We start from the raw sequence: 1,589 nt of genomic DNA on the forward strand, positions 1-1,589 counted from the left end.
CCCGTTAGCCGTTCATGCAGCGCAAGACCAGCGCTGCACCACAGAGGATGAAAATGGATAAAATCCGTCAATACTTCTACTACGGCTGGGTGAGGAAGGTCGATCAACTATGGTGCGTTAGAGCCCAACCGTTAGTCTGACTCCACCAACCACGGTGCATCACAGAATGTCGCTCCTTCGGGAAGCACTCATGGTAGATTAATCCTATTTTGGTTGTTGCACCAGCCCATATTCAGGCTGTAGAAAGGAAAATTTCAATGGATATACTCATTGAGCGAGCATGTGGCATGGATGTTCATAAGGATTCCATTACTGCATGTACGATGACACCCGAAGGAAAGGAGATTCAAACATTTTCTACTAAAACAGTATTTCTCCTACAGTTAATTGACTGGATTAAAAAGCATGGTTGTACCCACGTAGCTATGGAGAGTACAGGCGTATTCTGGAAACCAATTGTTAACTTATTAGAAGCTGAGGATATTGAGTTTCTTGTCGTGAATGCTCAACATATGAAAGCTTTGCCTGGACGTAAAACAGATGTCAAAGATGCGGAATGGATCGCCCAACTTCTTCGTCATGGACTTCTGAAAGCTAGTTTTATACCAAATCGAGTGCAACGAGAATTACGTGAATTAGTTCGTTATCGCCGAAGCATCATTGAAGAACGTGCTAGGCAACATAATCGAATTCAAAAAGTGCTAGAAGGAGCTAACATTAAACTGGGCTCTGTGGTTTCAGATATTATGGGGGTCTCATCTAAGGACATGCTTAACGCGATTGCAAACGGTGAAGAAGATCCTGAAAAATTGGCAGGACTCGCTCGACGAACTATGAAAAAGAAAAAAGATGAACTCGAACTCGCTCTTCGAGGTTACGTTAATCCTCATCAACGAATGATGCTCAAAACCATTTTAGCTCATATTGACTTCCTCACTGAGCAAATTGAGATGTTAGATCAAGAGGTTTCACAGAGAGTCATCTTGCATCAGGAGGACATCGAGCGATTAGACTCTATTCCTGGAATTGCCACTCGAATGGCTGAACAAATTTTAGCTGAAATAGGAACAAACATTAAAGACCAATTTCCAAGCGCGGCTCACTTGTGTTCATGGGCAGCACTAGTACCTGGACATAATGAGAGCGCAGGCAAAAGGAAGTCTTCTAAAGGAAAGAAAGGAAACAAATATCTAAAATCTGCACTAACAGAAGCCGCACACTCCGTAGGTGCCTCCAAAAACTACCTTGGCGCTATGTACAGGCGAACATTAGCACGAAAAGGCAGGAAACGAGCAGCTATTGTAGTAGCACATGCCATGCTAAGAATTGCATATTATCTGCTGACAAGAAAAGAAATGTATGTAGATTTAGGTGAAGATTATTTTGATAAGCAAAAACTCGGATCTATTGTAAGGAATTCAGTTCGAAGACTTGAAACCTTAGGCTACAACGTAACAATTTCTGAAGTCTCCTGATCTACGGATTACGCAAATCCTATGCGCTGCAATTTTTTTAAAAGAGACTGAGCCGCGTCTTATTTAGTGATGTCTTTTTCTTCGACTGCCAGCTTTCTAATTTTCATGGTAGTT

The 1,589-nt window shown here is 42.0% G+C and carries 1 protein-coding gene; it reads left to right on the plus strand.

Annotation, left to right across the window (positions count from 1 at the left end; translation table 11 throughout):
- Nucleotides 1-257: 257 nt before the first annotated feature.
- Entirely contained in the window at nt 258-1,475 is a 1,218-nt protein-coding gene (locus tag HQN90_RS37970) for an IS110 family RNA-guided transposase (protein WP_173227984.1), read from the plus strand.
- Nucleotides 1,476-1,589 lie beyond the last annotated feature (114 nt).

The organism is Paenibacillus alba (genome assembly GCF_013204855.1).
GTDB lineage: Bacteria > Bacillota > Bacilli > Paenibacillales > NBRC-103111 > Paenibacillus_E > Paenibacillus_E alba.

Excerpts from the sequence above, each read along its gene's own strand:
- HQN90_RS37970 (WP_173227984.1), top strand. The coding sequence starts at position 258 with ATGGATATACTCATTGAGCGAGCATGTGGCATGGATGTTCATAAGGAT.